This is a genomic window from Asanoa hainanensis, assembly GCF_900188485.1.
GTDB lineage: Bacteria > Actinomycetota > Actinomycetes > Mycobacteriales > Micromonosporaceae > Asanoa > Asanoa hainanensis.
The window spans coordinates 180,673-203,955 of record NZ_FZPH01000006.1; the positions used below are offsets into that span (position 1 = coordinate 180,673).

19 protein-coding genes and 4 tRNA genes are annotated in these 23,283 nt (G+C 70.6%); 12 read left to right on the forward strand and 11 right to left on the reverse strand.

Going from position 1 to position 23,283, the window contains the following annotated elements; genetic code table 11:
• Positions 1–80: 80 nt before the first annotated feature.
• The 6 genes from CHC05_RS17045 to CHC05_RS17070 all read right to left on the reverse strand — a co-directional run bounded on the left by CHC05_RS17045 (position 81) and on the right by CHC05_RS17070 (position 9,846).
• Positions 81–3,482 (reverse strand): galactose-binding domain-containing protein, encoded by a 3,402-nt coding sequence (locus tag CHC05_RS17045; protein WP_089249878.1) that lies wholly within the window; start codon positions 3,480–3,482, stop codon positions 81–83.
• A 103-nt stretch (positions 3,483–3,585) separates the two neighbouring features.
• On the reverse strand, positions 3,586–5,202 hold the full coding sequence (locus CHC05_RS17050; RefSeq protein WP_089250380.1) for a glycoside hydrolase family 13 protein: 1,617 nt from the start codon (positions 5,200–5,202) through the stop codon (positions 3,586–3,588).
• A 91-nt stretch (positions 5,203–5,293) separates the two neighbouring features.
• A complete protein-coding gene (locus tag CHC05_RS17055; protein WP_089249880.1) occupies positions 5,294–6,262 on the reverse strand; it encodes a carbohydrate ABC transporter permease in 969 nt (322 codons plus the stop codon).
• Positions 6,263–6,274: 12 nt separating this feature from the next.
• Complete coding sequence (locus tag CHC05_RS17060; protein ID WP_089249882.1) at positions 6,275–7,186, reverse strand: carbohydrate ABC transporter permease; 912 nt, start codon at positions 7,184–7,186, stop codon at positions 6,275–6,277.
• A gap of 74 nt (positions 7,187–7,260) precedes the next feature.
• Entirely contained in the window at positions 7,261–8,628 is a 1,368-nt protein-coding gene (locus CHC05_RS17065) for an ABC transporter substrate-binding protein (protein WP_089249884.1), read from the reverse strand.
• A gap of 210 nt (positions 8,629–8,838) precedes the next feature.
• The gene (locus CHC05_RS17070; RefSeq protein WP_089249886.1) at positions 8,839–9,846 is read right to left on the reverse strand and encodes a LacI family DNA-binding transcriptional regulator; all 1,008 of its coding nucleotides are present in this window, start codon (positions 9,844–9,846) and stop codon (positions 8,839–8,841) included.
• 136 nt (positions 9,847–9,982) lie between these two features.
• On the opposite strand from CHC05_RS17070, the gene CHC05_RS17075 reads away from it, so the two are divergent.
• Positions 9,983–10,537 carry a Uma2 family endonuclease gene (locus CHC05_RS17075; RefSeq protein ID WP_245870999.1) on the forward strand — a complete coding sequence of 185 codons (555 nt, stop codon included), beginning with the start codon at positions 9,983–9,985 and terminating at the stop codon, positions 10,535–10,537.
• Here CHC05_RS17075 and CHC05_RS17080 read toward each other — a convergent pair.
• Complete coding sequence (locus CHC05_RS17080) at positions 10,534–11,901, reverse strand: dihydrolipoyl dehydrogenase family protein (RefSeq protein WP_089249890.1); 1,368 nt, start codon at positions 11,899–11,901, stop codon at positions 10,534–10,536. The genes CHC05_RS17075 and CHC05_RS17080 overlap by 4 nt on opposite strands.
• Positions 11,902–11,922: 21 nt before the next feature.
• Between CHC05_RS17080 and CHC05_RS17085 the strand changes: the two genes are divergently transcribed.
• On the forward strand, positions 11,923–13,017 hold the full coding sequence (locus tag CHC05_RS17085) for a serine hydrolase domain-containing protein (RefSeq protein ID WP_089249892.1): 1,095 nt from the start codon (positions 11,923–11,925) through the stop codon (positions 13,015–13,017).
• On the opposite strand, the gene CHC05_RS17090 is transcribed toward CHC05_RS17085, so the two are convergent.
• Positions 13,008–14,204 carry a cryptochrome/photolyase family protein gene (locus CHC05_RS17090; protein WP_089249894.1) on the reverse strand — a complete coding sequence of 399 codons (1,197 nt, stop codon included), beginning with the start codon at positions 14,202–14,204 and terminating at the stop codon, positions 13,008–13,010. The two genes, CHC05_RS17085 and CHC05_RS17090, sit on opposite strands and share 10 nt — an antisense overlap.
• Complete coding sequence (locus CHC05_RS17095) at positions 14,204–15,133, reverse strand: phytoene/squalene synthase family protein (protein WP_089249896.1); 930 nt, start codon at positions 15,131–15,133, stop codon at positions 14,204–14,206. The genes CHC05_RS17090 and CHC05_RS17095 overlap by 1 nt, the downstream gene beginning before the upstream one ends.
• A gap of 68 nt (positions 15,134–15,201) precedes the next feature.
• On the opposite strand from CHC05_RS17095, the gene CHC05_RS17100 reads away from it, so the two are divergent.
• The 10 genes from CHC05_RS17100 (at position 15,202) to selA (ending at position 22,322) form a co-directional block, all read left to right on the forward strand.
• Positions 15,202–16,341, forward strand: coding sequence for a polyprenyl synthetase family protein (locus CHC05_RS17100; protein WP_089249898.1), 1,140 nt, complete (start codon positions 15,202–15,204; stop codon positions 16,339–16,341).
• A 22-nt stretch (positions 16,342–16,363) separates the two neighbouring features.
• Positions 16,364–17,836: a phytoene desaturase family protein gene (gene crtI, locus CHC05_RS17105; protein WP_089250382.1), complete on the forward strand. Its 1,473-nt coding sequence runs from the start codon at positions 16,364–16,366 to the stop codon at positions 17,834–17,836.
• A gap of 1 nt (position 17,837) precedes the next feature.
• Complete coding sequence (gene idi, locus CHC05_RS17110; protein WP_089249900.1) at positions 17,838–18,446, forward strand: isopentenyl-diphosphate Delta-isomerase; 609 nt, start codon at positions 17,838–17,840, stop codon at positions 18,444–18,446.
• Positions 18,436–19,356 carry a MerR family transcriptional regulator gene (locus CHC05_RS17115; protein ID WP_089249902.1) on the forward strand — a complete coding sequence of 307 codons (921 nt, stop codon included), beginning with the start codon at positions 18,436–18,438 and terminating at the stop codon, positions 19,354–19,356. The genes idi and CHC05_RS17115 overlap by 11 nt, the downstream gene beginning before the upstream one ends.
• 183 nt (positions 19,357–19,539) lie before the next feature.
• Positions 19,540–20,358 carry a polysaccharide deacetylase family protein gene (locus tag CHC05_RS17120; RefSeq protein WP_089249904.1) on the forward strand — a complete coding sequence of 273 codons (819 nt, stop codon included), beginning with the start codon at positions 19,540–19,542 and terminating at the stop codon, positions 20,356–20,358.
• A gap of 153 nt (positions 20,359–20,511) precedes the next feature.
• Positions 20,512–20,584 (forward strand) — tRNA-Glu (locus CHC05_RS17125).
• Between the two features lie 38 nt (positions 20,585–20,622).
• Positions 20,623–20,696, forward strand: a tRNA-Asp gene (locus CHC05_RS17130).
• A gap of 13 nt (positions 20,697–20,709) precedes the next feature.
• Positions 20,710–20,783 (forward strand) — tRNA-Phe (locus CHC05_RS17135).
• 118 nt (positions 20,784–20,901) lie between these two features.
• A tRNA-Sec gene (locus tag CHC05_RS41505) sits at positions 20,902–20,997 on the forward strand.
• 26 nt (positions 20,998–21,023) lie between these two features.
• Entirely contained in the window at positions 21,024–22,322 is a 1,299-nt protein-coding gene (gene selA / locus CHC05_RS17140) for an L-seryl-tRNA(Sec) selenium transferase (RefSeq protein WP_089249906.1), read from the forward strand.
• Positions 22,323–22,358: 36 nt separating this feature from the next.
• On the opposite strand, the gene CHC05_RS17145 is transcribed toward selA, so the two are convergent.
• Both CHC05_RS17145 and CHC05_RS17150 read right to left on the reverse strand, forming a co-directional pair.
• A complete protein-coding gene (locus CHC05_RS17145) occupies positions 22,359–22,610 on the reverse strand; it encodes a hypothetical protein (protein ID WP_089249908.1) in 252 nt (83 codons plus the stop codon).
• 126 nt (positions 22,611–22,736) lie between these two features.
• On the reverse strand, positions 22,737–23,237 hold the full coding sequence (locus CHC05_RS17150) for a hypothetical protein (protein WP_089249910.1): 501 nt from the start codon (positions 23,235–23,237) through the stop codon (positions 22,737–22,739).
• Between the last annotated feature and the right edge of the window lie 46 nt (positions 23,238–23,283).

Genomic DNA, 23,283 nt, shown 5'->3' on the forward strand with positions numbered 1-23,283 from the left:
GTGAGGGTTTCCGTGGAGTCGGGAACGGGGTGCTTCGACGGGAGGGCCGCCAAGGCAGGGCGGCCCTCCCGTTTGGTGCGTCAGGAGGCGTAGACCTCGAACTCCGAGAGCTGACCGGCGGGCCAGCCCGTGTTGCCGGTGAAGGTCAGCCGCAGCCAGCGCTGCGACGTGGCGGCGAAGGTGATGGTCGGCGTGTTGCCGGAGGCGGGGTTGAAGGTCCGCCCGGCCGCGCCGGACAAGGTGGCGAAGGACGAGTTGTTGGTGGAGCCCAGGACCGCGATCGTCTGGGTACGCGTCGCCCAGGCGCTCGCCGGCGGTAGCTTCAGCACCACCCGGGACACCGACTGGGCGCTGCCCAGGTCGACGGTGACCGACTGCGGGAAGGCGTTGTTGGCGCTCTCCCAGTAGCTGTTGGCATTGCCGTCGACCGCGTTGCCGGCGCCGTAGACGTCGGCGTGGCTGGTCTCGGTGATCGGCCGGTTGAGCGCCAGGTTGGTCGCCGGTGGCGTCGTCGTGGTGCCTTCTCCGGTCAGGCTGACGGTGTGCGGCGAGCCGGGTGCGTTGGACGCGATCGACAGCGTGCCGGTGCGGGTGCCCGTGCCGGTCGGCGTGAAGGTGACGTTGACGGTGCAGGACGCGCCGGCCGCCAGCGACCCGCAGTTGTTGGTCTGCGCGTAGTTGCCGGTGACCGAGACCCCGGAGATCGTCGCGGTCGCGTTGCCGGTGTTGGTGACGCTGACCTGCTGCGCCGGGCTGGTCGTGTTGACCTGCCGGCTGGCGAAGGTCAGCGCGCCGGGCGTCACGTTGAGAGCCGGTCCGGTGGAGCCGCCGCCGTACACCTCGAACTCCGAGAGTTGCGCCGCCGGCCAGACGTTGTTGCTGTTGAAGGTCAACCGGACGTAGCGCCGGGTGCCTGCGGGCAGGTTGACCGTCACCGACGAGCCCTGGTTGAAGGTGTAGTTGGCCGCACCCAGGATCTGCGCGTACGAACCGCCGTCGGTCGAGCCCAGGACCGTGATGTTCTGGGTGCGGGTCTCCCAGTTGGTCGGCAGCTTGAGCACCAGCCGGTTGACCGACTGGGCAGAGCCGAGGTCGACGGTCAGCGACTGCGGGAACTGCCCGTTGGTGCTCTCCCAGTAGGAAGCGACGTTGCCGTCGACCGCGTTGGTCGCCGGGTACGGGCCGTTGGTGCTGCTCGCGGTAACCGGGCGGCCCGCCGCGAGGTTGCCGGCCGGGTCGAAGCCGACGCCGGAGAGCCCGATCACCAGGTCACCCGGGGTGGTCTGGACGAACGCCATGCCGGCCCGGTTGCCGGCCGCGGTGGGCCGGAACGTGACGGTCAGGGTGCAGGTGGCGTTCGGCGCCAGCGTGGCCGGGCAGTTGTTGGTCTGGCTGAAGTCGGCCGGGCTCACCGAGATGCCGGACACCGGGGCGTTGGCGGTGCCGCTGTTGCGCAACGTCACGGTCTGCGGCGCGCTGGTCGTGTTGAGGTTCTGCGTGCCGAACGTGAGGCTGGTCGGGTTGGCCACGATCTGCCCGGTCGGCGTCGGCGGCGTGGTGGTCGGCGGGTTGGTCGGTCCGTTGTTCCATTGTGGAGCCGGCCAGGGCCCGCAGTCCGGTGTCGCGGTGTACCAGCCGGAGTTGCCGGCACCCTGGGTGATCTGGAAGCCCGAGCCGACGCAGTTGTGGATCGGCTTGGCCTGGGCGATGCCGGTGGCCACCACGTTGGTGAAGGAGACCTGGCTGGCCGCCTGCACCTGCAGGGCGTACGTGCCGGCGCCCTGGATCTTGACGTTGTTGAAGTTGATGCCCCGGGTCTGACCTTCGATCCAGTGCAGGGCCGCGTACGAGCTGTCGAGGATGTCGGTGTCGGTGATGTTGATGGTCGCGTCGCTGGCGAACGCCTCGTTGAGGGCCGAGAACCAGATCGCGCCGACGCCGAAGTTCCAGTTGTAGTCGGAGTTGCCGGCCCGGATCGTGGTGTTGCGGGCGATCGTCCAGGTGCCGTGCACCGCGGTCGCGCCCTGCACGCCCGGATAGCGGTTGGCGACGTGGATGCCGCCGCCGTTGGTAAGCGAGTCCGCCACCACGTTGTCAATGATCTTGATGTCCCGGCCGCCGTAGCTGACCAGGTGGTTGGCCAGCAGCGTGACGCCGATCGTGTTGTTGCTGAAGGTGTTGTTGACGTTCGGCACGTTCTGCGCCCACATCGCCAGCGCGTCGTCGCCGGTGTTGCGCAGGAACGTGTTGGTGACCGTCGAGTTCGTGACGCCGGTGTGGAAGTTGACCCCGTCGGCGGTCTGGTCGAGGATCCGGCTGTTGCGGATCGTGAAGTTGTTCATCGGGCCGTCCATCCAGGCACCGACCTTGGTGTGCTGCATCCAGACGTTGTCGATGACGGAGTCGGTCATCGCGCCGCCGAACGCGTTCACCTGGTCGTCGTCCATCCGCTCCCGGATGTCGCCGATGATGGCCAGGTCGCGCACGGTGACGTTGCGGCTGGGCCCGTTGGCCTCGTGCGCCCGGATCTCACCGGTGTAGCCGCCGCCGGGCACGTACTTGCCGTAGATGCCGGCCGCGCGCTTGCGGTCGGTCGGGTGGCGGCCCCCGAGGACGGTGTACCAGGGGCCGGCGCCGCGCAGGGTCACGCCGTCGACCACGACGTGGTCATAGAGCGTGAAGTTCCCCTGGGGTACGTAGACCGGACGGCCCTGGGCCTGGCCGGCGTTGACGGCGGCCTGGAACTTGGCCGTGGAGTCGGTGGCACCGGTCGGGTCGGCGGCGTAGTCAGCGACGACGTCGATCGCGTTGGTGGGCTTGGCGATCGCGGCCGGGACGTTCTCGAAGTCGGCGAGGTCGATGGTGAACGTCGGCGACTGCGCGGTGGAGTTGACCTGCAGCCGGATCTTCGTGCCGATCGGCTGCGTCGAGCCGAACATGGCCCGGGCCTCGTCGTAGAAGTGGTGCGGGTTGGTGTCACCCGGGTTGTTGTTGAACGGGTAGCCGCCGTAGTACCAGCCGTACTTCGACGTGACCGGGACGGTCTTGAGCAGGCTGCCGTTGGCCCGCAGGTCGATGGTCGCGTCCCGGCCCTGGCCGCTCGGGCCGTCCGGAATGCTGTAGCGGAAGGTCACGGCGTTGGCCGGGGCGGTCAGCGTGAACTCGACGTACTCGCCGACAGCGTCCAGGGTGACGGCCTCCCGGCCGGACGCCTCCGCGGGAAGCTGCCCGTAGAACCGGGTCGGTCCGATCTTCGTGCCGTTGTGCGCGACCTCCTCCGCCTCCTGCTCGATGAACGGAACGGTCGCGCCTCGGCCGGCGATGTCGAACGGGGAGAGCCCGGCCGCGACGGCCGGGGTCCCGGTGGTCAGGGTGACCACGGCGATGCTGGTGGCGACCAGGGCGGAACTCGCCAGGATGGCGAGTCCCGCCCGACGGCGGGTGCCGGCTGTGGGCGCAGCGACGGCGGCTGGATGGGGCATGGGTTCCCTTTCGAGAGGCGGGCGGTTCCCCCCGTGCGGTGTTGCCCTTGGTGCGTTTACCCCCGTGCGTTTCTTGTCGTCGTGGAGCCGATCGGTCGGTTGGTTATGCGGTGCGGAGCCAGGCGGTGGTGTCCGGCGGGAGCCGGTCACCGTCGAGCGGGCCGCTGGCCAGCCAGAGCTCCTCGTGCTCGGGCAGGTCCACGGCCGACGGCGAGAGGTTGGCGACACAGACGAAGCGCGGGTCGCGGGCGAACGTCAGCACCCCGTCGGCGGACGGCAGCCAGCGCATGTCGCCGTCGCCGAGGGCCGCCGCTCCCCGCCGCACCCGCAGCGCGGTGCGGTAGAGCTCGAGCATCGAGTGCGGGTCGCCGGTCTGCGCCTGGACGGTGCGGTCCTTCCAGTCGGCGGGTTGCGGCAACCAGGGCGCGGTCGCGCCGGCCGGGCTGAACCCGAACGGCGACTCGACACCGGACCAGGGCAGCGGCACCCGGCAGCCGTCGCGGCCGGGGTCGACGAAGCCGGACCGGGGATACATCGGGTCGGTCCGCATCGCCGGCGGGATGTCCTCGACCTCCCAGAGGCCGAGCTCGTCGCCCTGGTAGACGTAGGCGCCGCCGGGCAGGGCCAGGGCGAGCAGAGCGGCCGCGCGGGCCCGCTGGTAGCCCAGCTGCAGGTTGGTCGGTGTCCCCTCCCGCTTGGTGTCGAACGCGAAGGTGGTGTCCTCGCGGCCGTAGCGGGTGACGGGCCGCGTGACGTCGTGGTTGGCGAGCACCCAGGTGGCCGGCGCACCGACCAGGGCGTGCGTCTCCATCGTGCGGTCGATGCAGGCGCGCAGCAGGTCCGGGTCCCACGCGCAGGTCAGGAAGTCGAAGTTGAACGCCGCGTGCAGCTCGTCGGGGCGCAGGTAGTTGGTGAAGCGCTGGGCGTCGGGCAGCCAGACCTCGCCGATCAACGCGCGCTTGTCCGGGTACTCGTCGGCGATCCGCCGCCAGCTCCGGTAGATGTCGTGCACGCCGTCGAGGTCGTGGAACGGGTGCCGCTGCGCCGCTTCGACCTCCGGCAGCGCCGGGTCCTTGAGCAGCAGCGCCGCGGAGTCGATCCGGATGCCGTCGACGCCCCGGTCGAACCAGAACCGCAGGATGCTCTCGAACTCGGCGCGGACCTTCGGGTGGTCCCAGTTGAAGTCGGGCTGTTCGGGTGCGAACAGGTGCAGGTACCACTCGCCGGGAGTGCCGTCGGGGTTGGTCGTGCGGGTCCAGGTGGTGCCCTTGAACTCGCCGCGCCAGTCGGTGGGCATCTCGTCGCCGTCGGGGCCGCGACCCGGACGGAACCAGAACAGCTCGCGCTCCGGTGAGCCCGGGCCGGCGGCCAGCGCCGCCTGGAACCAGGGGTGCTGGTCCGAGCAGTGGTTGGGAACGATGTCGATGATGACCCGGATGCCGCGTTCGTGCGCCTCGGCGATCATCGCCTCGGCCTCGTCGAGGGTGCCGAAGAGCGGGTCGATGCCCCGGAAGTCGGACACGTCGTAACCGGCGTCCGCCATCGGCGACGGAAACCATGGGCTGAGCCAGACCGCGTCGACCCCGAGCCCGGAGAGGTGGTCCAGGTGTGCCCGGATGCCGGCGATGTCGCCGATGCCGTCGCCACTGCCGTCAGCGAAGCTGCGGGGGTAGATCTGGTAGATCACCGCCCCGCGCCACCACGGCTGGCTTTCTGCGATGGACACTGGATACCTGCTTTCTTTCTTTTCGGGTGGTTCGGGCGCCGCGGTCTGCTCTGACCGCCCTTTGTTGCCGCTGGTCAGGTCTAAGTCAGCCCTTCATACTCCCCGCCGCCAATCCGCCGATGATGCTGCGCTGGAAAATGAGGAAAACCACGATCATCGGGACGCTGGCGATCGCCAACCCGGCCATGAGCTGGGTCGGCGGCACCTGGCTGGTCGAGGCGAGCCGGGACAGCGCGACGCTGAGCGTCTGCGTCTCCGGGTCCTGCAGCACCAGCAGCGGCCAGATGAAGTCCTTCCAGATCGCCACGATCGAGAAGATCGACACCACGCCGAGGACGGGCCGGGACAGCGGGAGCACGATGCTCCAGAGGACCCGGAACCGGCCGGCGCCGTCCAGCGCCGCGGAGTCGAGCAGGTCGTTGGGTATCTGGTCGAAGAACCGCTTGAGCACGTAGATGTTGAACGCGTTGGCCACCGCCGGCAGCCAGAGCGCCCACGGGGTGTTGAGCAGGTTCCAGCCGAAGATCGGCACGTCGGTCACGGTCAGGTACGCGGGGATCAGCAGCGCGGTGGCCGGCAGCATCAGGCTGGCCAGCATCGCGCCGAGGACGACCCGCCCGAAGATCGGGCGCAGCTTCGACAACGCGTACGCGACGGCGACCTGGAACACGAGCTGGATCAGCCAGCCGCCGAACGCGTACAGCGCGGTGTTGCCGAAGAACTTGGCGATCCGCATCCGGTCCCAGGCGAGCTGGTAGGTCTCGGGGACGAAGGACTGCGGGAAGAACGTCGGGTCCGGTTGCGCGTACTCCTCCGGCGTCTTCACCGCGCTGCTGAACATCCAGTAGAGCGGGAAGATGAACACGGTCAGGAAGAGCAGGAAGACCAGGGTCAGCACGACCCAGTAGAGGACCCGTCCCTTGCCCCGGCCGATCTCGGTCTCGGAGAACAGGGTGCGCAGGCCGTCGCCGCTGCTGACGCCGCGGCGCCGCTTGGGTGCTGGCGCGGGCGGCGGGCTGGCCGGTAGGGGCCGGATCGGTGTCGTGATGGTCATCGGTGGTCCCCCTCAGTCCCGGTCCCGGGTGACCCGCAGGTAGATCGCGGAGAAGATGGCCAGCACGACGAACAGCAGCACGCTCATCGCGGCCGCCATGCCGAAGTCCTGGTTGACGGTGAACGCGTACCGGTAGATCAGCACCATGACCGTGACCGTGTCCGGGTTCGAGGTGCCGGTGAGCTGGTAGGGCTCGATGAAGACCTGCATGGTCGCGATGATCTGGAGCAGCAGCAGGACCAGCATGATGAACCGGAGCTGGGGCACGGTCACGTGCCGCAGGCGGCGCCAGGCGCTGGCTCCGTCGAGCTCGGCGGCCTCGTACAGCTCGCCCGGGATGCTCTGCAACGCGGCCAGGTACATCAGCGTCGCGCCGCCCAGGTTGGCCCAGGTCGAGACCAGGACCAGCGAGATCATCGCGGTGGACGACGACTGGGTCCACTGCGACTCCGGCAGGCCGACCCCGCGCAGCACCGTGTTGAACAGGCCGAAGCCGGGGTCGTAGAAGTAGCGGAAGAGCAGCACGCCGACGATCGGCGGGAGCATCACCGGCAGGTAGACGGCCACCCGGAAGAAGCCCTTGAGGTGGCGCATCTCGTTGATCAGGATCGACAGCACCAGGGGTACGGCGAAACCGAAGACCAGTGCGATGCCGGTGAAGACGAGGGTGTTCTTCCACGCCGTGACGAACAGCGGGTCCTCGAAGATCGCGGTGAAGTTGTCGGTGCCGACCCAGTACGGGTCGGTGACGAAGTTGATCTGCTGGAAGCTGAGGATGACGCCGCGCACCAGCGGGTACCACGAGAAGAGCGCGAAACAGGCGATGCCTCCGGCCATGAAGGCGTACGCCATGAGGTTGTCCTGGATCTTCCGACTCAGGCGGCTGCGCAACGCAGTCGGCCGGCCGGCGGTGGCGACCGCCATCTCCAGCGTCCTCTTTCTGTTTAGGCGGCTTGGCCGCCGCCGGGCCTTGCGTGACCCGGCGGCGGCCGCGGCGGTTACTTGACGCTGGCGAGGATGCTGTTGACCTGGGTCTCGGCGTCCGACAGCAGCTTGGCGATGTCGGCGTTCTTGTCCGTGAGGACCTTCTGCATCGGCACGTCGAGCACCGCGTAGATCTGCTGCGCGTTCGGCGGCTCGACCTTGAGCGGGATGTTGGCGGTCGCGTCGGCGAACGGCTTGTAGTTCTCGACCGGCAGGTTCTTCAGCTTGTCGATGGCCGCCTGCTGCTTGGCCTTGGCGTCACCGGTCCACAGCGCGGGCTCGGGCAGACCGACCGGGGTCTTCTGCTCGGCAGCCCACTGGTACTCGGCCTCGATCCGGTCCGGGTTGTTCCACCAGTAGGTGAGCCACTTCAGGCCGGCGCGGATCTTCTCGGGCGTGGCCTTGGCGTTGAACATGTAGCCCTCGCCGCCGGCCAGGGTGGCCGTGCCGTTCGGGATCGGGCCTAGGCCGTACTTGTTGAAGTCGCCCTTGAACTGGTTGACGATCGTCTCGATGTTGTCCGGGGCGGCGACGTACATGCCGAGCTTGCCGGAGCCCATCAGCTGGAGCAGGTCGGCCCACTCGAGGAGCTGGCGCTGGCCCATGCTGTTGTCGGTCCAGCGCATGTCCTTGAGCTGCTGCAGGACCTGCTTGCCCTTGTCGTTGTTGAAGGCGGCCTTCCAGGTGCCACCCTCGTTGACGGCGATGTCGCCACCGAGCGAGTACATCTCCGCGGTGAAGTGCCAGCCGCCGGTGTTGTTCTTGCTGTAGTCGCCGTAGCCGACGTAGTCCTTGCCCAGGCCCGCGATCGCCTTGGCGGCGGTGCGCACCTCTTCCCAGGTCTTCGGCGGGCTGTTCGGGTCCAGCTTGGCCTGCGTGAACAGCTCCCGGTTGTAGAGCAGGCCGAGGGAGTAGTTCTTGGCCGGCAGGCCGTACACCTTGCCGCTGTCGTCCGAGAAGATCTTCATGAGATCCGGGCGGATCTCCTTCGTCGGCGCGAACTCGTCGAGGTACTTGCTGATGTCGGCGACCTGGCGCTTCGCGATGAGGCTGGCCGGGTCCGTGAAGTAGACGTAGAAGACGTCTTCGAGCTGACCACCCGCGAGCTTCGACTGGAAGGTCTGCGGGTCCATCTTGCCTTCTTTGGCATCGACGTCGATGTTCGGGTTGAGCTTCTCGAACTCGGCGACGTTGTCGAGGAAGTGCTTGCGGTTGACCGCCTCGGTGTCCGGCGGCAGGCCGTTGATGACCAGCGTGACCTTGGCATTGGGGTCAGATGCCGGGGCTTCGCCGCCGTCGTCCGAGCCGCACGCGGCCGCCGACAGCGCGACCCCGGCGACCAGCAGCAGCCCGACGGCGCTACGCAACCTGGATCTGTTCATGAGGTGAACGCCCTTCCTGGGTGGAGCGAGGAGTCTCGGGTGTGATGTGGCTCTCGTACGTGCATGTTTCGTGGCGATGACGATACAAAGCCGAACTAGCCCTCGCAAGAAGCCGACTGGTCTCAGAAAAAACAAGACTTCGCGTGGGAGCGCTCCCGGAGTGGGCATGAAAATGGGGCGGACCGCACAGGTCCGCCCCATCGATGCAGGTCAGCGCGAGCTGGCCGGGCCCGTCGACCCGCGTACCACCAACTCCGGTTCGAAAAGAAGCTCGTCGGTGTTGACGCCGACCCCCTCGATCTGGTTGACGAGGATGTCGACGGCCGCCTGGCCCATCATTTCGATGGGCTGGCGGATCGTGGTCAGCGGCGGGTCGGTGCAGGTCATCAGGCCCGAGTCGTCATAGCCGATGACCGAGATGTCGTCGGGCACCTGCTTGCCGAGCCTGCGGACCGCGCGGATCGTGCCCAGGGCGATCACGTCGCTCGCGCAGATCAGACCGGTGGCGCCCTTGTCGATCAGCTTGGTGGCGGCGACCCGGGCGCTCTCCATGGAGAAGCTGGTGCGGCCGACCCAGGTGTTCTGGTCTTCCGCGCTCCAGCCCGCGGCGTCGACCATGGCGGCGAGCTTGCGCCGCGACGGGACGTGGTCCTCCGGGCCGAGCACCAGGCCGATGTTCTCGTGGCCGAGCGAGCGCAGGTGGCCGAAGGCCTGCTCGACGGCGACCGCGTCGTCGGTGGAGACCCGGGGGAACGGGAGCTCGTCGACGCCGGCGTTGACGAGCACGACCGGCAGGCCGCGGTCGGTGAGCTGGCGGTAGTGGTCGTGTTTGGCGTCCGCGAGGGCGTACGAGCCGCCGGCGAAGATCACGCCCGAGACCTGGTGGTCGAGGAGCATGTCGACGTAGTCGGGTTCGGAGATGCCGCCGATGGTGCGGGCGCAGAGGGCCGGGGTCAGGCCGCGCTGCGCGAGGGAGCCGGTCACCACCTCGGCGAGGGCGGGGAAGATGGGGTTCTGCAGCTCGGGCAGCACGAGGCCGACGAGCCGGGCGCGCTCGCCGCGCAGCTTCGTCGGGCGCTCGTAGCCGAGCACGTCGAGGGCGGTGAGCACCGCGGTCCGCGTCGACTCGGAGACGCCGTCGCGGCCGTTGAGCACGCGGCTCACGGTCGCTTCGCTGACGCCGGCCTTGCGCGCGACCTCGGTCAGTCGTCTGGTCACGGCGCAAGGGTACGTCATGGTTTTGCAAAAACATGACAGCCGTTTGACCGACCCCGACAGGCCCGGGTTATCCACAGGTTGTAATCGATCAAACGCAAATGCAACGCTGTTCCCGTAGAAAGGAGGCGTGACAGTGATGACCCCCTCTCGCGCGGTGCCAACCGAGGCATGGACAGTCGAGGACCTCGACGACCTTCCCGACGACGGCTACCGGTACGAAATCTTCGACGGGAGCCTCCTGGTGAGTCCGCCAGCGGCGATGCCGCACATCGCCTCGACGGTATGGCTGCGCGACATCCTCCATGACCAAGCGCCTCGTCACTTTAGGTTGATCGAGGGCGCCGGCGTCTTCGCGAACGCTCGCAACTTCTACATCCCGGATCTCGTAGTCGTGCATGGCGAGGTGCTCAAGAGCCGTGAACGCGGCATCAGGCCCGCCGACGTGCTGCTTGCCATCGAGGTCGTGTCACCGTCAAACCCGAGCAATGACCTGTTCATCAAACGCAAGGCTTACGCGCAGTTCAACATCCCCGAGTATTGGATCGTCGACCGCCGCGACGAGTCGCTCTCGGTGTTGCAACTCACCGAGCAGAGCGAATACCGCGTCGCGGCCAAGGTCCATCCAGGCTCGCAATGGCGAGCTGAGGAGCCGTTTCCACTAGTAGTGGATCCAGCCGACCTCTTCAACTAGCCAAGGTTGCGGAGGGCGTCTTCCACTGCGCGGTGGAAGGTGGGGTAGGCGTAGATCATGCTGCGGAGTTGAGGCAGGGGGACGCGGGCGTGCACCGCGAGTGTCAGCATGCTGAGGACCTCGCCGCCCATCGGGCCCACTGACGTGGCGCCGACCAGGAGGTCGCCGTCCGCGATCAGTTTGATCAGGCCGGCGTTGCCTTCCTTGTGGATCCAGCCTCGGGACGAGGTGGTGAGGTCCGTCTGTCCTACTCGGACGTTCATGCCGCGGTCGCGGGCCTCGGCTTCGGTCAGGCCGACCGTGCCCACCTCGGGGTCGGTGAAGGTCACTCGCGGGACCGCGCGGTAGTCCGCCGGCGGGCCCTCCTGACCGAGGATGTCGCGGATCGCGATCCCGGCCTCGTACATCGCCATGTGGGTGAACGCGCCGTGCCCGGCCACGTCGCCGACCGCCCAGATGCCGTCGGCCGCCCGCATCCGTTCGTCGGTCTCGATCGCCCGCGCCGACGCGTCGAGACCGATCGTCTCCAGGCCGAGGTCGGCCAGCCGGCCGCGCCGGCCGGTCGCCACCAGCAGGCGGTCGCCGGTCACCGAGCCCGCGCCGCCGCCGATCTCCACCGCGAAACCGTCCGCCTCGGTGTAGAGCACGCGGGTGGCGTGCATCCCGGTCCGCACGGTCACGCCGTCGGCTTCGAGTGCGGCCCGCACCAGGTCGGCCGCCTCGGGCTCGTCGAACGGCAGCAGGTGGTCGGCGGCCTCGACCACGGTCACCCGCACGCCGAAGCGCGCGAAGACCTGAGCCAGCTCGACCCCGATCGCTCCGCCGCCGAGCACGACCAGCGACACGGGCAGCTGCTCGACCTCGATCGCCTCGCGGTTGGTCCAGTACGGCGTGCCCGCCAGGCCCTCGATCGGGGGCGCCACCGGCGCCGCGCCCGTGGCCAGCACGATGCCGCGGGTCGCCTCGAACTCCTCGTCGCCGACCGCCACCGTGTTTGGGCCGGTCAGGGCCGCGTACCCGCGGACGAACCGGCCGCCCTTGCCGACGAAGCGTTCGACGGCGACCGTGTCGTCCCAGTCGTCGGTCGCCTCCTCGCGGATCCGCTTGGCGATCGGCGTCCAGTCGGGGTGCACCGTCGCCGAGCCCGCGAGCTTGGCGACCCGGCGCGCCTCTTCCAGCGCGTTGGCACCACGGATCATCATCTTGCTCGGGATGCACCCCCAGTAGGGGCACTCGCCACCGACCAGGTTGCTCTCGATGCCGACGACGGTGAGCCCGGCCTCCGCGAGCTTGCCGGCGACCTCCTCGCCACCGACGCCCAGCCCGACCACGACGACGTCCACACGCTGTGCCACGTCTCCCATTAAAGACCTAGAGTGGCGGCCATGTCGCAGGTGACCGGTCACACCGACCCGGATTTCGCATCGGTTCGCCAGGTCTTCGAGAGCTTCTTCGCCGGCGGCCGGGACACCGGCGCGGGCTTCGCCGTCGTGCGAGCCGGCCGGCTCGTGGTCGACCTGGTCGGCGGCTGGCGCGACGACGCCCGCGCGCGACCGTGGACGCCGGACACCCGCGTCGCGGTCTATTCGGTGAGCAAACCCTTCGCCGCGGCCTGCCTGATGATCCTGGTCGACCGGGGCCGGGTCGGGCTCGACGACCCGGTGCACCGGCACTGGCCGGAGTTCCCCGACGACGGCACGACGGTGCGGCACGTGCTCGCGCACACCGCCGGCCGCCCGGCCTTCCCGACCCCGCGCCCGGCGGAGGCGTGGGCCGACTGGGACACCCTCGCCGCCGACCTGGCCACCGCGCCTCCGATGTGGACGCCAGGCAGCACGGCCGCCGAGCACGCGCTGACCTACGGCCACCTGGTCGGCGAGCTCGTGCGGCGGGTCGACGGCCGGCCGATCGGGCGGTTCCTGACCGACGAGGTCGCCGGACCTTGGCACCTCGACCTGGCGTTCGGCGCGGGCGGTCGGACCGACGTCGCCGACCTGACGTTCGGCGACCCGGGCTGGCCGACGACCTCGGTCGGCGCGCCGGGCAGCCTGCGACACCGCGGCCTGGCCAACCCGGACGGCTGCCGCGACCTGTCGGTGCTCAACGGTGCGCTGTGGCGGGAGACCGAGGTGCCGGCGGTCAACCTGCACGCCACGGCGCCCGCCGTCGCCCGGTTCTACCAGGGCATACTCGGCGGCGGAGTGCTGGACGGCCGGCGGATCCTCAGCGACCGGGCCGTGGCGGAGATGATCCGGGTCCAGCACGACGGGCCGGACCTGTTGCTGGAGCGCCCGGTGAAGTGGTCGCTGGGCTTCCAGGTCGAAGACGACGGCAGCTTCGGCATGGGCGGCATCGGCGGGAGCTGTGGCTACGCGCTCCCGGGCGCGGGCCTCGCGATCGGCTTCGTCACCCGGCACCTGGCGGACTTCGACCGGATCGACGAGCTGGAAACCGCGGTCATGTCCGCCGTTCAGGCATAACGCTCCACGTAGGACCCGTCCGGGTCGTACCGCTCGCGCTGGCGTTCGGGGTTGAACTTGCGGTACGGCCGGGTGTCGTTGCCGGTGCCCGCGACCCACTGCCAGTTGCCGGAGTTGTTGGGCAGGTCGCCGTCGATCAGCCAGCGGTAGAACTCGTTCTGGCCACGCCGCCAGTCGATGCCGAGGTCCTTGGTGAGGTACGACGCGGTGACCAGGCGCGCGCGGTTGTGCATCCAGCCTTCCCGGCGGAGCTGGTGCATGCCGGCGTCCACAATGGGCACCCCGGTGCGGCCCTCGGCCCAGCGACGGAAGCCGGCGTCGTCGTCCTGCCAGCCCTCGGTCGCTCCCCGCCGGTAAGCCTTTCGACCGATCTCCGGGAACGCGTACGCCACCTGGTAGTAGAAGTCGCGCCAACAGAGCTGCCGGACGAACGGGTCGTGGGCCGGCTTGCCCAGCGCGGCATGCGCGACCTCCAATGGGGACAGCGCGCCGAAGCGCAGGTACGGGCTGAGCCGTGACGTGCGGTCGCCGGCCAGGTCGTTGTGCCCGTCGTCGTAGTGCTCGACCTCGCCGATCCAGCCCCGCAGGCGTTGCCGGGCCTCGGTCTCGCCGCCGCGGGCGGCATCGGGCGACTCGCCCGCGGGCTCCGCCGGCAGCCGGCCGACCGCCACGCCGGACGGCAGCGGCACCTTCTTCGGCAGCGCCACCGGCTCGCGCCACTTCGCCGCGAGCCACGCCCGGTGATACGGCGAGAACACCCGGTAGTGGTCGCCACCGCCCGGCTTGAGCACGCCGGGATCCACGATGGTCAGTCCGGGGAAGAACCGCACGGACAGCTCGTGCCGCTCGCCTTCGGCCAGCAGCCGCCGTTCCCGCCGCCGGGCGTAGGCGCTCACGTCGGCCGCGGCGGCGACGCCTTCGGCGCCGACCTCGCCGGCCAGCCGGATCGTCTCCGCGACCGGGTCGCCCTGGCGCACGACGAGGTCGCTGTCGCGGTCGCGGAGCAGTGCGCGCAGGTCGGCGACGCACTGGTGTAGGAAGCGGTCGCGGTTGGGCGATCGGCCGGCCAGGACCGGGTCGAACACGAACAGCGGCACGACCCGCTCCGCGTTGGCGCACGCCGCGGCCAGAGCCGGGTTGTCGTGCAGGCGGAGGTCCCGGGTGAACAGCACGACAGCCGTGCGCATCAGGCCACCTCCGACACCGTGCGCAGGTTGCTCGGCGGCACGACGATCGGGCTGTTCGCGCCACCCAGCAGCGCGCGGGCGGCCACCGCCGCGCGGCGCCGGTTGGGCACGGTCGCCCGCCGCACGAATACGTCGTAGTCGGCGGCGACCACCTCGTCGAGGATCCCGCCGTAGAGCGTGTAAGCGGCCCGGATGCAGGCGCGCGAGCCGGGCGCGAGCATTCCGATGCCGGGCGCCGCGGCGGCGTAGTGCAGGCGCGCGCGTTCCACCTCGTACGCGATGAGGTTCCTGATCGGTGGTGTCGCGGCGCGGCGGCTGACCGCGTCGGCGAGGTCGGCCCGGGTGACGCCGAACTTGTCGAGGTCCTCGTCGGGCAGGTAGGTCCGGCCCCGGTCCAGGTCCTCGCCGACGTCGCGGATGAAGTTGGTGAGTTGGAAGGCGAGGCCGAGCTGGCGGGCCGGGCCGCGGGCGAGGCCGGGGTCGGAGCTGCCCAGGATCGGCAGCATCATCGTGCCGATCACCGCCGCCGAGCCCTCCATGTAGTCGAGCAGGTCCTCGTAGGTGGCGTAGTCGGTGACCGTCAGGTCCATCGCCATGCTGCGTAGGAAGCTCGCGAAGTCGTCGCGGTCGAGGTCGAAGACGGCGATGGTGTGCAGCACCGCGGGCAGCAGGGGGTCGTCGACCACCGCGCCGTGCAGGCCGGCGACGAACCGCTCCGACCACTTGCGGAGCTCGGCGGCGCGGTCGGCCGGGACGAGATCGTCGGTGCGGTCGACGATCTCGTCGGCGTAGCGGGTGAATCCGTACAACGCGTGAACGTGTCGTCGTTTCCACGCGGGCAGCAGCCGGGTCGCGAGATAGTACGTGCGACCGTGCTGTTTGTGCAGCTCACGGCAGCTCTCGTAGGACGCTGCCAGTTGGTCGTCCATCACGCCTCCCGCATCGAAATCGACTCAGCAATCGACGCAACTCGTAAGTCTAGGGTACGCTCGGCCTCGTGGCCAACGACACGCTCGTGGAGAGAACCCGCGACGTCCCGTGCCCGCCGCCGCAACGGTCCACACCGCCCAACGACGGGCGGCTCCGCGCCGCGGTCGACACCACGCTCGCCGATTTCCTCCGGCACGAATCCGCCATCCTCGAGTCCACCGACGCCGCGTTGCGCCCCTTAGCTGCCCTGGCCCGCGACAGCGTGCTGGCCGGCGGCAAGCGCTTGCGGCCGACGTTCGCACACTGGGGCTGGCGCGGCGTCGCCGGTCCCGCACCCGCCGTCGAGCCGGTGCTGCCCGCGTTCGCCGCGCTCGAGCTCCTGCACGCGTTCGCATTGATCCACGACGACGTGATGGACGGCTCCGCGACCCGGCGCGGCCGGCCCACCGCGCACCAGGTGCTCGCGACCCAGCACGCCCAGGCGGGCCGGCGCGGCCCGGCCGAGCGGTTCGGCACCGCGGGCGCGGTCCTGGTCGGCGACCTCTGCCTGGTCTGGGCCGACCGGCTGCTGTCCCGCGCCGACGTGCCGGCCCCGGCCCTGCTGGCGGCCCGGCGCTGCTACGACGAGATGCGGGTCGAGGCCATCGCCGGGCAATACCTCGACGTGCTGGGCGACGCCGAGCCGGACAGCTGGTCGGTCGACCGGGCGCTGCGCGTCGCCCGGCTCAAGACCGCCGGCTACACGGTCACCCGCCCGCTGCTCTTCGGCGCGGCCCTGGCCGGCCACGGCGAGCGGGCGGTGGCCGGCCGCCTCGAGCGGGTCACCGACGCCTACCAGCGCTACGGCGCCGCCGTCGGCGAGGCCTTCCAGCTCTGCGACGACCTGCTCGGCGTGTTCGGCGACCCAGCGGTGACCGGCAAGCCGGCCGGCGACGACCTGCGCACCGGCAAGCCCACCGCGCTGCTGCTGCTGGCCCGGCGGCTGGCCACGGCGGCCCAGGCGGCCGAGCTGACCCGAGCCGACTCACCGGACCTGCGCGGCATCGCGGAGATCGTCACCGATACTGGCGCAGTGGCCGCGGTCGAAGCCATGATCGACAATCGGGTCGACCTGGCGCTCGCCGCGCTGGACGGCGCGCCGATCGACAGCACCGCCGACGCCGCGCTGCGTGGCCTCGCGGTGATGGCCACGCACCGGCAGTCGTGACGACTAACTTCAGGAGGTGCGCGTGCGAACCGTGACCGGACCCACCGACCGCGTGGTCGTGGTCGGTGCTGGCCTCGGCGGGCTCGCGGCGGCCCTGCACCTGGCCGGCGCCGGCCGGCAGGTCACGATCCTCGAGCGCGAGGCGATCCCGGGCGGGCGGGCCGGCCGGCTCAGCCTCGACGGCTACGAGTTCGACACCGGGCCGACGGTGCTGACCATGCCCGACCTGATCGCCGAGGCGCTGGCCGCGGTCGGCGAGGAGCTCGGCGACTGGCTGGACCTCGTCCCGCTCGACCCCGCGTACCGGGCGCACTATCCCGACGGCTCGACGCTCGACGTCATCACCGACACCGTGCGGATGGCGGCCGAGATCTCCCGGGTGTGCGGGCCCCGCGAGGCCGACGGCTACCTGCGCTTCGTCGACTTCGCCCGGCGGCTGTGGAAGCTGGAGCGCGACGACTTCATCGCCCGCAACTTCGACGCGCCGACCGACCTGCTCACCGGCAACCTGCTGCGGCTGTTCGCCACCGGCGCGTTCCGCCGCCTGCAGACCAAGGTCGACCAGTTCTTCCGCGACCCGCGTACCAGGCGGATCTTCTCGTTCCAGGCGATGTACGCCGGCCTCGCACCGCACGACGCGCTGGCCATCTACGCCGTGATCGCGTACCTGGACTCGGTGGCCGGGGTGTTCCATCCGCGCGGCGGCATCCACGCCGTGCCGCGCGCGCTGGCCGGCGCCGCCGAGAAACACGGCGTGCGGATCCGCTACGACGCCGAGGTGACCCGCGTCGAGACCTCCGGCGGCCGGGCCGTCGCGGTGCACACCGCCACCGGCGAGCGGATCCCGGCCGACGTCGTGGTGCTCAACCCCGACCTGCCGGTCGCTTCCGAAGAGCTGCTCGGCGAGCCCCGGCGCAGGCTGCGTTACTCGCCCTCCGCGGTGGTCCTGCACATCGGGTCCAGCCAGGGGTACGCGAAGATCGCGCACCACAACATCCACTTCGGCCGGGCCTGGCGGCGTACGTTCGCCGAGATCATCGACCGCGGTGAGCTGATGTCCGACCCGTCCCTGCTGGTCACCAACCCGAGCCGGACCGAGCCCGCGGTGGCGCCGGCCGGCCGGCACAGCTACTACGTCCTCGCGCCGGTGCCCAACCTCGACCGGGCGCCGCTCGACTGGCGCGGCCCGCTCGGGCAGCGCTACGCCGACGAGCTGATGACCACCCTGGAACAGCGGGGCTACCGCGGCTTCACCGCCGGAGTCGAGGTGTCCCACCTGGTCACCCCGGCCGACTGGGCCGCCGCCGGCATGGCCGCGGGCACGCCGTTCGCCGCCGCGCACAGCCTGTTCCAGACCGGGCCGTTCCGCCCGGGCAACCTGCACCGCTCATTGTCCAATGTGGTGTTCGTCGGCTCCGGGACCCAGCCCGGCGTCGGTGTGCCCATGGTGCTCATCTCCGGCAAGCTCGCCGCTTCCCGGATCGTCGGAGGCTGACATGACCGACTCTCGCGAACGACACCTCGTCGAGCTCGTCGACGACGACGGCCTGCCGATCGGCAGTGCGACCGTGGAGGTGGCGCACCAGCGACCCGCGCAGCTCCACCGCGCGTTCTCGGTGGTGTTCATGGATCCGACCGGACGGGTCCTGCTGCAGCGTCGCGCCGCGGTGAAAACCCGCTTCCCGTTGCGCTGGGCCAACACCTGCTGCGGCCACCCGGCGCCGGGCGAGGAGTTGGCGGTGGCGGCCAACCGGCGGCTCAAGGAGGAGCTCGGCGCCGCCCCGGTGGCCCTGTCGGAGCTGGGCGTCTACGTCTACTACGCCGAGGACCCGGCGACCGGCCGGGTCGAGTGGGAGTACGACCACGTGCTGCTCGGCCGGGTGACCGGCGACGAGCCGCTGCTGCCCGACCCGGACGAGGTCGCGGAGCTGGCCTGGGTGGACCCCTCGGCGCTGCCGCGCGCGATCCGCGCGGAGCCGACGCTCTACTCGCCCTGGCTCGCGGGGGTGATCAACCAGGTCGCCGCGATCTCCGGCACGGTTGGCGCCACCACGGGCCCGGCCGATGCCGACAGCGACACGGCGGAGCGGTCGGGTGGCCGATGAGGCGCTGAGCGCCGGGGCCGTCGCGCGTCGCCTCGGCGTCGCCGTCACCACGCTGCGCACCTGGCACCAGCGTTACGGGCTGGGGCCGAGCGGCCACGTGCCCGGCCACCACCGGCGCTACACGGCCGAGGACCTGTCCCGGCTGGAGGTGATGCGCCGGCTCACCGCCGAGGGCATCGCACCGGCCGAGGCGGCCCGCTGGGCCCGCTACGCGCCGGACGTGCCGCCCTCCGACGAGTCGCCAGGGCCTGTGCCCACGCGCGCCGGCGGCGGCTTCGCCATCCCGGTCGGTCGCGCCGGGCCGACCGCGCGCGGCCTGGCCCGGGCCGCCATCCGCCTCGACGTGGGCGCGATGCGCGAGATCATGGCCCGGTCGGTCACCGAGCTCGGTGTGGTGTCCACCTGGGACCTGGTGGTGCGCCCGGTGCTGGCCGGCATCGGCGAGCGACACATGGCGACCAAGCGGCTGATCGAGGTCGAGCACCTGTTCTCCCGCACGGCGACGGAGGTGCTCGCCTCCGTGCCCCGACCACGCGGCGGCGAACCGGCGCGGATCCTGCTCGCGTGCACCGACGAGGAGCAGCACAGCCTGCCGTTGGAGGCGCTGGCCGCGGCGCTGGCCGCGGACGGTGTGCCCACCCGGCTGCTCGGCGCGCGGGTGCCGCCGGTGGCGCTCAGTGACACCGTCGAACGTACCGGCCCTGACGTGGTCATGTTGTGGTCGCACACACCGGAGACCGCCCACGTGGCCCAGCTCGTGGCACTGCAGGAGGCGACGCGGCGACCGGTGCTGATCCTCGCCGGTGGTCCGGGCTGGGTGGCCGGTGCGCTGCCGACCGGTGTGGTCGCACCGACGAGTCTCGGTGAGGCCGTGCGGCTCACCCAAAAGTGGAGTGGCCCGACAAATTAGGCGCCGCCGCTGTTCGCGCTGGCCAGCCCGTCCGGCGCGGCCCGGCACCGATCCTGGAGATCGACAAGCTGCCACATCAGCAGTCGAAATGGTCGCCTTGTTCCGCTAGCGTGTGTGCGTCCCCGCCGGCTCGCGCCGGTGCCCCTTGGGAGCACGCCCCCGCTCCCGCCCCGGGAGTCGACGATGACGAGACGCCTCGCGGTCGCCACCGCGTTGGTCGTCCTCACGCTGCTGGTGGGCTCGCGCTGGGTGACCAACAGGTCCGCGGTGCTGGCCAACCAGCGCACCACCGTGCCGGCCAGTCCCACGACACCTTCACCGACGGGGTCGCCTACGCCGTCCACCTCGCCCTCGGCCCCGCCGACGCGGGTCGCGGCGCCGAAGCCACCGCCGGCCAAGCGGGCCGGCAACGGACCCTTCGGCAGCCTGAAACTGACCGGCAAGAAGACGGTCGCGCTGACCTTCGACGACGGCCCGCATCCGGTGTGGACACCGAAGGTGCTCGACCTGCTCAAGGCCACCGGCGTGAAAGCCACCTTCTGCGTGGTCGGCACCGAGGTCAGGAAATACCCCGAGCTGGTGAAGCGGATCGTCCGCGAGGGTCACACGCTGTGCAACCACACCTGGCACCACGAGCTCGACCTGGGCACCAAGAAGCCCGCGGTGATCAAGGCCAACCTGGAGCGGACCAACCGCGAGATCCGCAAGGCGGTGCCGGGCGCGAAGATCGGCTACTTCCGGCACCCGGGCGGCAAGTGGACCGCCGACGCGGTCAAGGTGGCCCGCTCGCTCGGCATGGTGCCGCTGGACTGGGACGTCGACCCGCGCGACTGGGACACCGAGGACGCGAAACTGATCAAGTCGCGGGTGATCGGCGGCGCCCGCTCCGGCTCGATCATCCTGATGCACGACGGCGGCGGCGACCGGAAGGGCACGCTCACGGCCTGCCCAAACGTGATCAAAAACTTGAAAAGCCGCTTCGGCATCGCCCAGCTGCGCTGACCCGGTGGGGTTTGTGCCGGTTTGCGGTGCCGGTGATACCGGTTTGGAGAGGGAGTACGGGATCGCGTATGCTTTCGAAGCCTCCGGCGGCGCCGGATGGGAGCACTGCCGCAGATTCGCGCCTGGATCCACATGTGCGATGATTGCGGGGCCGCCCTCATCGTCTAGCGGCCCAGGACGCCGCCCTTTCAAGGCGGTAGCACGGGTTCGAATCCCGTTGGGGGCACGGCAAGACCCCGGCTTCGGCCGGGCAGCAAGAAGCAAGGTCCTGTGGAGCAGTTGGAGTGCTCGCCGCCCTGTCAAGGCGGAGGTCGCGGGTTCAAGTCCCGTCAGGACCGCGTTCAGTGCCACGGCCAGGTAGCTCAGTTGGTACGAGCGTCCGACTGAAAATCGGAAGGTCGGCGGTTCGACCCCGCCCCTGGCCACATAGCCTTTCGCCGGGCTATAGGAGCGGTGACCAGCGAATCAGCCGGTCACCGTTTCGTCATTTCCGGTCCGGCCGTTCGCTGTGCCTTGGGCCCGTCGGTCGCTTATAGTCGCGCCGGAGGCGAGTGGGCGCCTGGTGGTCCTCGCGGTCTTCAAAACCGGCGTGATCCGGCATCCGGGTCAGGCGGGTTCGATTCCCGTACGCCTCCGCCAAACAGCCACCCGTACTCGGGGGTGCGATGACCGATCCACGCCGCGCGACGCCGCGGGTCGATGCCGTGCTTGCCGATCCTCGGCTGGTCGCGGCCGTCGAGCGGCTCGGGTCCGCGCTGGTCCGCTCCGCTGTCACCCGGGCGCTCGACGAGGTGCGGTCGGGTCGGTTGCCGGCGCACGCCGCCGCCGACGTGGCGGTCGCCGCGCTGCCCGGGTCCGCCGCGACGTTGCGCCGGGTGCTCAACGCGACCGGCGTCATCGTGCACACCAACCTCGGGCGTTCGGCGCTGTCGCCGGCCGCCGTGGCCGCCGTCACCGACGCGGCCGGCTACACCGATGTCGAGTTCGACCTGGCCTCCGGCGTACGCGCCCGGCGCGGTGCGGAGGTGCTCGGCGCGCTGCGGGCCGCGGTGCCCGGCGCCGAGGCCGTGCACGTCGTCAACAACAACGCGGCCGCGCTGGCGCTGACCGTGTTCGCCCTGGCCGCCGGCCGCGAGGTGGTGGTCAGCCGGGGTGAGCTCATCGAGATCGGCGACGGCTTCCGGATCCCGGAGCTGCTCACCGGCGCCGGTGCCGTGCTCCGCGAGGTCGGCACCACCAACCGCACCCGGCTGGCCGACTACACCGCGGCGATCGGCCCGGACACCGCGCTGGTGATGCGGTTGCACCCGTCGAACTACCGGGTCACCGGGTTCACCTCGGCGCCGACCCTGGCCGAGCTCGCGACGCTGGACGTGCCGGTGGTCTACGACATCGGCTCCGGGCTGCTGGCACCCGAGCCGCTGCTGCCCGACGAGCCGGACGCCGCCTCGGCGCTGGCCGGTGGCGCCGCCCTGGTCACCGCGAGCGCCGACAAGCTGCTCGGCGGCCCGCAGGCGGGCCTGATCTTCGGCCGGGCCGACCTGGTCACCCGGTTGGCCCGGCACCCGCTGGCCCGGGCGTTGCGGGTCGACAAGCTGACCCTGGCCGCGCTGGAGGCCACCGTGCGGGGCCCGGTGCCACCGACCACGGCCGCGCTGCGGGCGCCGGTGACGGTGCTGCGGGAGCGGGCCCAGCGGCTGGCCACGACCCTCGCCGACGCCGGTGTGGACGTCGCCGTGGTCGACACCGGGTCCACGGTGGGCGGTGGGGGCGCGCCCGGTGTGGTGCTGCCGAGCGTGGCGTTGAGCCTGCCCACGGCGTACGCGGCGGTGCTCCGCGCTGGTGAGCCCCCGGTCGTCGGCCGGGTCTCCGCCGGTCGGTGCCTGCTGGACCTGCGCACGATCGCGCCGCACGACGACGCTGACCTACTCGACGCGACCCTGTCCGCCGCCAAACAGACCTGAGGCCCGCCCCGTTTCCAGGGCGGGCCCGCACAAAACTCAGGCCGCGGTCGGCGGGTGGCCGCCGTCGCCGTCGACGACCGCGTCGGGGTTGCCGTCCTCGTCGAGGTCGACCATCGTGACGTCGGGCTTGCCGTCACCGTCGGTGTCGAACTGGAACAGGTCGGGCTTGCCGTCGCCGTCGGTGTCGACCACCCACACGTCGGTCTTGCCGTCGTTGTTGGCGTCGGCCGTCATCAGCTCGACGTGCTGGTCGCCGCGGGTCTCGACGACCTCTTCGGACTCGCTCATCGGATCTCCTCGCGGGTGCGGTGTGTGCTCCGGCACAACCTACGGCGAGTGCGTCCCCATCGCGACTCGACGCTCGGTGCGGCCGTCGGCTCGCTTACCCGCCCTACGCTGCCCGGAAACAGACCGCTAGTTGGTGGCGTACGGGTTCGCGGTCATGGTGGCCAGGTCCGGGATGCCGTCGTAGTTCGTGTCGCGCATCCAGGCGTCCGTGCGGCCGTCGAAGTTGAGGTCGAAGGAGACGGCGTCGACCCGGCCGTCGTTGTTGATGTCGCTGGCGACGACGTCCGCGTGGCCGTCGCCGTTGACGTCCTGGAGCAGTTGGTCGGCCACCCCGTCTTCGTCGTAGTCGCGCATCGTGGTGTCGAGCCGGCCGTCGCCGTCGCTGTCGCTGTAGGCCGTCTCGATCACGCCGTCGTGGTCGCCGTCGAGGGCGACCAGGTCGGCGTAGCCGTCGCCGTCCGAGTCCGTGATGATGCGGCTGCCACCGTCGACATCGAGCTCCACGATGGAGTGCGGCACGCCGAACCCGGCCGGCTCCCCTGCGAAGCCGGCCGGATCGTCGTTGCTGCCGAAGCCGTCCGTGGCGTCCTGGTCACTGGCCAGGTACGAAGAGTCCCACTCGCTCATGCCCTGAAACTATGGCCGGCGCACCGGCCGCGGCTCCCGGAAACGT